The organism is Limnospira sp. PMC 1279.21, assembly GCF_032349615.1.
GTDB classification, from domain to species: Bacteria; Cyanobacteriota; Cyanobacteriia; order Cyanobacteriales; family Microcoleaceae; genus Limnospira; species Limnospira fusiformis.
In genome coordinates, this window is record NZ_JARPLU010000148.1 from 5,151 (window position 1) to 11,718 (window position 6,568).

At 42.8% G+C, this 6,568-nt stretch carries 6 protein-coding genes and 2 pseudogenes; 3 read left to right on the plus strand and 5 right to left on the minus strand.

Features of this window, described 5'->3' with window-relative positions; genetic code table 11:
* Positions 1 to 120: 120 nt before the first annotated feature.
* From P5683_RS18755 to P5683_RS18775, 5 genes and pseudogenes are all read right to left on the minus strand, one after another.
* Complete coding sequence (locus P5683_RS18755; RefSeq protein WP_315640859.1) at positions 121 to 261, minus strand: hypothetical protein; 141 nt, start codon at positions 259 to 261, stop codon at positions 121 to 123.
* A gap of 45 nt (positions 262 to 306) precedes the next feature.
* A complete protein-coding gene (locus P5683_RS18760) occupies positions 307 to 2,367 on the minus strand; it encodes an FUSC family protein (RefSeq protein ID WP_315645513.1) in 2,061 nt (686 codons plus the stop codon).
* Between the two features lie 40 nt (positions 2,368 to 2,407).
* Positions 2,408 to 3,181 (minus strand): EAL domain-containing protein, encoded by a 774-nt coding sequence (locus tag P5683_RS18765; protein WP_315640866.1) that lies wholly within the window; start codon positions 3,179 to 3,181, stop codon positions 2,408 to 2,410.
* Positions 3,182 to 3,205: 24 nt separating this feature from the next.
* Positions 3,206 to 3,553, minus strand: a pseudogene (locus tag P5683_RS18770) (diguanylate cyclase domain-containing protein); the annotation flags it as partial.
* Positions 3,554 to 3,565: 12 nt separating this feature from the next.
* A complete protein-coding gene (locus P5683_RS18775; RefSeq protein WP_235677615.1) occupies positions 3,566 to 4,345 on the minus strand; it encodes a transporter substrate-binding domain-containing protein in 780 nt (259 codons plus the stop codon).
* Between the two features lie 200 nt (positions 4,346 to 4,545).
* On the opposite strand from P5683_RS18775, the gene P5683_RS18780 reads away from it, so the two are divergent.
* The 3 genes and pseudogenes from P5683_RS18780 to P5683_RS18790 all read left to right on the plus strand — a co-directional run.
* Positions 4,546 to 5,223 (plus strand): ATP-binding cassette domain-containing protein, encoded by a 678-nt coding sequence (locus P5683_RS18780; protein ID WP_315640863.1) that lies wholly within the window; start codon positions 4,546 to 4,548, stop codon positions 5,221 to 5,223.
* Entirely contained in the window at positions 5,213 to 6,019 is an 807-nt protein-coding gene (locus tag P5683_RS18785; protein WP_006669313.1) for an ABC transporter permease, read from the plus strand. Before P5683_RS18780 ends, P5683_RS18785 begins: the two co-directional genes overlap by 11 nt.
* A gap of 162 nt (positions 6,020 to 6,181) precedes the next feature.
* A pseudogene (locus P5683_RS18790) lies at positions 6,182 to 6,568 on the plus strand (transposase); the annotation flags it as partial.

A 6,568-nucleotide genomic window follows, 5' to 3' on the forward strand; every position in this document is an offset into this window, starting at 1 on the left:
AGGGGGGAGGGGTTTTTGTGGTAGACCCTTGAGGTCAACCTGAAACTATTGCGATGGCGTAACTGTATTGGGAATAGGGGGGAGGGGTTTTTGTGGTAGACCCTTGAGGTCAACCTGAAACTATTGCGATCGCCATGACAATTGAGAAACGGCGTGATACATACCCTGTAGATAATCTGCCATTTCCTCTATTTCTAAAGCCACAATACTATAGTCCAGTAAAACTTGACGGGTGGGGGTTTCATCTTCGCGGTTCGCCAATTCGATTAAGGGTTTTTGTGGTAGACCCTTGGGGTCAACCTGAAACTATTGCGATGGCGTAACTGTATCGGGAATAGGGGGGAGAGGACTTTGAGATTTTAGGGAAGTTTCCAATTGTGACAACCCCAAATCAATGCGACTGACAAAGGTTTCTAATTCTGGGTGAGGGTCTGTACCACTAAAATCATTTAATTGGTCAATTAGAACAGTGATAGCGCGACTGAACCGAGTTAAGTTAGTCATCAGAGTTAAAGCTATTTCAATTTGGAGTTGGGAAGTTTGCGGGTCATCAATGAGTTTTTGTAGAGAAATTTGGGCGTTAAATTGAGCGAGTCTATTCTGGTGGCGCTGTTTATTGATAGCCTGATAATCGGGAGATTTATTAGACAAGTAAGACATCATGACTATCTGGAAATAATCCCGACTACAGCTAATAGCATTAGTGGCTAGTCTCCAGAATTGTTGTTCCTGGCGATCGCGAAATAGAAAGAATGCAGCCATAAAAGCTAACCCAGAACCAATTAAAGTAGCAATCACTCGCAGAGTCGCGATCCAAGCATTCTCAAAAGTTCGGCTTTGTTCGAGAGTTACAGCATATACAGTAATCAAAAAAACGGCTACTCCATAGTTAAACCTGAGTAAGGAGAAAGCCACGGAAACGGACACAATAGCAATGGCTTCTAAGCCTGCTTGGGTGTAAATAAACACAGTTAATATAGGGGTCATTAACGCACCCAAAACTGTGCCTAAAATTCGTTGAAAAAAGCGGCGAAATGTGCTACCAAAATCATGCTGTAAAACCAATAATACAGTTAAACTAATCCAGAAGCCTCTGGGGATAGATTCAATAGTAGCGATCGCCACTGCTACTGATGTAGCAATAGCTAGTCTGAGTCCATGACGGAAGATAGCAGAATCGAAACTCAAGTTATCTAACAGAGGTTGAAACCAGGGTTGATCACCTTTTTCTAACAATATAGTTATTTCGGATAATTCCGAGTTATTTTCTCCTGGAATAGTAGTGGGTTTCATTTCCTCGACGACTAAATAGGTTCTTTCCAGTAGAGAAATCAACCTATTTAAGGCTTCGACTAACCGGACAAGAGAAATTAAACTCACATAAGCATCTACCTGATTACCAATAGTTTGACGTTGAAAAGATTGTTGTTCATCTAGGGCTTGGGTAATTTGTTTGAGACGATCACAGTTGAATTTAGCTGGTTGATTGCGGATTTTTTGGACTAAATTTTCCAGGTTAATGACTATTTCTTTAAAAGCCTCATTTAACAATATTTTTACGGTGATATTTTCGGAATTTTGTCGATGGATTCCCGATAACTTAATTAAGGTAGAGATAGCGGTCATCAAGTATTCAATATCTTGAATCAAGATGACTGCAGCTTGTCCGATTTCGGAAGTACCTCGGCGACCTTGGCGGTTGATGACTAAAGCATCTTTAGCCAGTTGTAGTTTTTCTCGCCATCCTTTAACTTGCTGTAATTCGGAGACAGATAGACTGGTAGAATTACTTAAAACTACTTGTATATAATCAGCGATCGCCGTATAACAGTCAGCTATGGCTTTTTTGAGGGGGAGATAAGGTTGTAGGGGCCAAAAAATGAACCATAAAGCGATCGCCCAAATTCCTCCCACCAAACCAATCAACATCCTTTCTCCGGCTACTATGATATCTCCTGGGGGAGTATGAATAGTAAACAGAAATAAAATCCCAGTCACAATTCCCGTCATTATCCCAGGATGTCCGTAAACTGCAGCATATCCTACCGCAAACATCCACAAAAAGGTCATCAGTAATTTTAGCCAAATAATATGGGATACCAAAGTTCCCAAACCAATAGCTAAAAGACCTGCTAACAGGGTAGCGATCGCTGTTTTTGCCCGAATTTTATAAGGGCCACCCACCGCCCCTAAAATAAAAAATACCCCTGTCAAACCTATATAAAATCCCGTCTCTGGATAACCCATTAACCGACCGATTACTAGAGGAAATGCTAAAGCTATACCCGCGCGAATACCTCGGTATGCTTCGATATTTTTTTCAAATTTAAGCAGAAAATTAAACAGGTGATTATTTGCTAAATTCATCAGAATATTTACTCTCAGGAATACACAAGAATTTTTGAGATCATAACTCCGTGATGTCACTAGCCGGAACAGGTCGAGAAAATAAATAACCTTGGGCGGCTTCACAACCGAGTTTTTTCAGCCAGTGGAATTGTTCGGGTGTTTCCACACCTTCAGCAATTACATGAAGTTTCAGTAATTTACTTAAAGCTATAATGGATTTGGCAATCACCTGGTGGCGGTCACTCAAATTGGCGGGACTGACAAAAGAACGGTCAATTTTGAGACTATTAACAGGTAACTGATGCAAATAGCTAAGGGAAGAATAACCTGTGCCAAAGTCATCAATACTTAAACCAATACCTTTGGCTTTAATTTGGTTGAGTAAATCACAGGTTTTTTCAATATTAGCCACTAGCATACTCTCGGTAATTTCCAGGACTAAGCTATTCTGTTTCAAATTATAATTATTTAGCACTTCGTCAAGTTGTTCTAGTAAAAAAATATCTAATTGTTTAACGGAAAGATTCACACTCATCTTTAAAAAATGGTGGGGAAATTGATTTTCCCACTCGGCTAATTGTTGACAAGCTGTGTGTAATAACCATCTCCCTATAGGTATGATTAAACCAGTGTTTTCGGCAATGTTAATGAAGTGACCAGGAGCTAAAAGACCCCTTTCCGGATGCTGCCAACGTACCAGCGCTTCTAATCCCTGAATCCTCTGGTTTTTGATATTTACAATAGGTTGATAATATAAAACTAACTGATTGTTTTCTATGGCTTTGCGGAGGTCATTTTCTAGGTGCATTTGTTGGACAGCTTGGAAGTGCATCAGCGGGTCAAAGATAGCATATCTCCCCCGTCCTTCATGTTTGGCTCGATACATGGCTAAATCGGCATCCCTGAGTAAATCTTCGGCTTTTTCGTGGCGGTTTGTCCGCACAACTATGCCAATACTACTATTCACAAATACGTCTCTTTTCCCTACTTGTAAAGGTGACGATCGCAGACTTTCTAAAATTCGTTCCGCTACCCTTGTCGCCTCATTGGTCGCCTCTAAATCTTCTAAGACAATCACAAATTCATCCCCTCCTAAACGCGCCAATAAATCAGTGTCTCTGACTAGATTTTGGATGATTTTTGCCACTAATGACAGCATTTTATCGCCAATTAAATGACCTAAGCTATCATTGACAACCTTGAAATTATCTAAATCTCAAAACAGGATGGCTAACTGCAAATTAGGATTATTTTTAGCTCGCTTTAAAGCCATGTCTAGGCGCGCCATTAGGTGATTCCGGTTGGGAAGTCCGGTTAAGCCATCATGGAGGGCATCATATTTTAACTGTTCTTCTGCTTGAATGCGATCGCTAATATCCCTAGATGTACTCTGTAAATGTCTGACCTCTCCTTGGTCATCTAAAATCACTTTGGTGAGAGTTTCTAACCAGATATATTGTCCATTTTTTTGGCGGATTCGATAAATTATTGGACGAGATATTCCCGGTAAAATATTTAGGGAAGATTCCAGAGATACCGGATATAATTGGTCTGGTTGTAAAATATCAGTGGGATTTTTGGCAATCAGTTCCTCTGGGGTATATCCTAGCAATATTTCACGGGAGGTAGTCACATATAAATAACTGCCATCAGCAGCGTGTAAAACAACTTCTTGGTTAAAGTTAAAACGGCGATCGCGTTCTTCTGAGTGAGCCACATCTACCATTAAATCAAGTTGTCCTTCCTCCAGTAATTCTAGGCATTGATTCCACTCACAGGGGATATACTGCAACTGCCAATTTTGCCTCCTTGCTATAGGGTTAAGTAAATCTACCCAGAACCCCGCAGGTTTACCACTTTCATCAATAAAAATCTTGGGTTTATTTTCATATATCCCCACGCGAACTAGATTCTCTGTAGTTGTAGCCGGGGCAGCATACACCCCTAACTGCATAGATATAATTAAGCAACTACTAAACGCTGCAACAAACTTCATTTTCTGGTGATTCATTTTAATTCAGTCTATCATATAATAGATAGTAGCAACCCCATACCAAAATCTGCCCAATCTTCTGCCTAGAGACCAATAGTTGACAGTTTACCCATCCCCAGGAATAATTAATCACTATCAATTACCTCTGGTTACATCTGTTGAACTCAACAGTTAGCCAGAGACAACCTTGTTGGTGTTGAGCAATGGCAATTCTGGAAGCCATCAAAATCGGCTGTCAAAAAATACAACCTTCCCAAACAACAGAGCAACCAACCAGGTGGCTATGGCGTGATTTATCGTTTAAACTAGAACCGGGCATACAATTAGGCTTAGTCGGTGCGACGGGAACCGGAAAAAGTTTATTATTGAGAGCGATCGCCTGCCTTGACCCCCTAGGGGAAGGAGAAATCAGATATTTAGATCGCTCCCTGAGCGCCTGGAATTTGCCCCTGTACCGCTCACAAGTCATTTACCTACATCAACGCCCCATCATGTTCGAGGGTAGCGTAGAAGCCAACCTAAAGGCAGTCTATCAACTGGCGGTTAACTCCCACCGTCGCTATGACCCTCACCGAGTCCGAGACCTACTCGAAACCTTCAACCGACACCCGGAGTTTCTCTACCAACCCGCCGCCAACCTATCAGGGGGAGAAAGTCAAATTGTGGCAATTATCCGATCGCTACAACTAGAACCCACCCTTTTATTATTAGACGAATGTACAGCATCTTTAGACCCGGACACCACCCAAAAAGTGGAAAAGGCGATCGCCTCCTGGTTGGCGGCGAACCCTCAACGCGCTTGTATTTGGACTAGCCACGACCCCCAGCAAATTCAACGAGTTACCAATCAACAACTTATCCTTTCTGAATATGTCGGATGATTACCTTTCCCTCAGTTATGGACAACTAGGCGCATCAGTTTTATTAATTATCATCAACGTCGCCCTATCCGTACAATTACGCCTAGGCTTAGAACGCTCCCTCGCCATAGCCTCACTGCGTTGCGTAGTACAATTATTGTTGGTGGGCTATATCTTAGAATGGTTATTCGCCCTGGATAACCCCTGGGTAGTATTAGCGATCGCCCTATTAATGGCAGCCATAGCCGGAATATCAGCAGTAAACCGAACATCGCGCCGTTTTGCGGGAATCTATTGGCGGAGTTTACTGTCAGTATTAGTATCAGCCCTTTTAATCACCAACCTATCAGTCATCGGCATCATTCAAGTACAACCTTGGTACAATCCCCAATATTTAATCCCTCTGTTGGGAATGATCCTCGGAAACACATTAAACGGAATTTCTTTAGGCTTAGACAGGTTTATGGAAGGAGTCGTCAGTAACCGTAATGGCATTGAAACCCTACTCGCCCTAGGTGCTACCAGGTGGGAAGCCAGCCATAAACAAATTCAGACCGCAGTCCGAACCGGCATGATACCTATGATTAACTCTATGATGGTTATGGGTGTAGTTAGTTTACCCGGTATGATGACTGGTCAAATTTTAGCCGGAGCCAGCCCCCTTGATGCTGTACGCTATCAGATTGTGATTATCTTTGCGATCGCCTCCGCCAGCGCCCTCGGAACTCTCGGAGTCGTCATACTAGCCTGGTTAGCCCTATTCAGTCCCAGTCACCAACTCCTAAGCGATCGCCTTGATCAGATCACCAAAAAATGAGCAGTTGTTATCATGGAACGACTATCACCACTTCTGAAATCTCCTAATTTTGTGTTACGTGAATAGACGATAGCTTGAAAGCCCTGTGGCTTTAGCCCAGGGATGAAAAGCAACGGCGGCTTTAGCCGCATTCTTGCGCCAGATATGCTAATATAAGGGAAAATGATTGTACTTGAGTTCAAAGCACGGGTAAAGCCTGCCCAGGCTACCGCTATAGACGACGCTATACGGACGGCTCAGTTTGTCCGTAATAAGGCGTTGCGCTATTGGATGGATAGCCAAGATGTCGGCAAATACGACCTTAGCAAACTCTGCAAAGCGTTAGCTGAGGAGTTTCCCTTTGCCAAGAAACTCAACTCCATGGCTCGTCAGGCTTCAGCAGAACGGGCCTGGAGTTCAATCAGTCGGTTCTACGACAACTGCAAAAAGGGCATTAAGCCCGTAGGATTCCCCAGGTTCAAAAAGCATTCCCGCTCGGTGGAGTACAAAACCTCTGATGGCAGTGTGGTGGAAGCACCGCAGTTCTATCGCAAGTCTGAAAGGCGGTTG

Excerpts from the sequence above, each read along its gene's own strand:
- P5683_RS18760 (WP_315645513.1), bottom strand. The coding sequence starts at position 2,367 with ATGAATTTAGCAAATAATCACCTGTTTAATTTTCTGCTTAAATTTGAA.
- P5683_RS18765 (WP_315640866.1), bottom strand. The coding sequence starts at position 3,181 with ATGCACTTCCAAGCTGTCCAACAAATGCACCTAGAAAATGACCTCCGC.
- P5683_RS18775 (WP_235677615.1), bottom strand. The coding sequence starts at position 4,345 with ATGAAGTTTGTTGCAGCGTTTAGTAGTTGCTTAATTATATCTATGCAG.
- P5683_RS18780 (WP_315640863.1), top strand. The coding sequence starts at position 4,546 with ATGGCAATTCTGGAAGCCATCAAAATCGGCTGTCAAAAAATACAACCT.
- P5683_RS18785 (WP_006669313.1), top strand. The coding sequence starts at position 5,213 with ATGTCGGATGATTACCTTTCCCTCAGTTATGGACAACTAGGCGCATCA.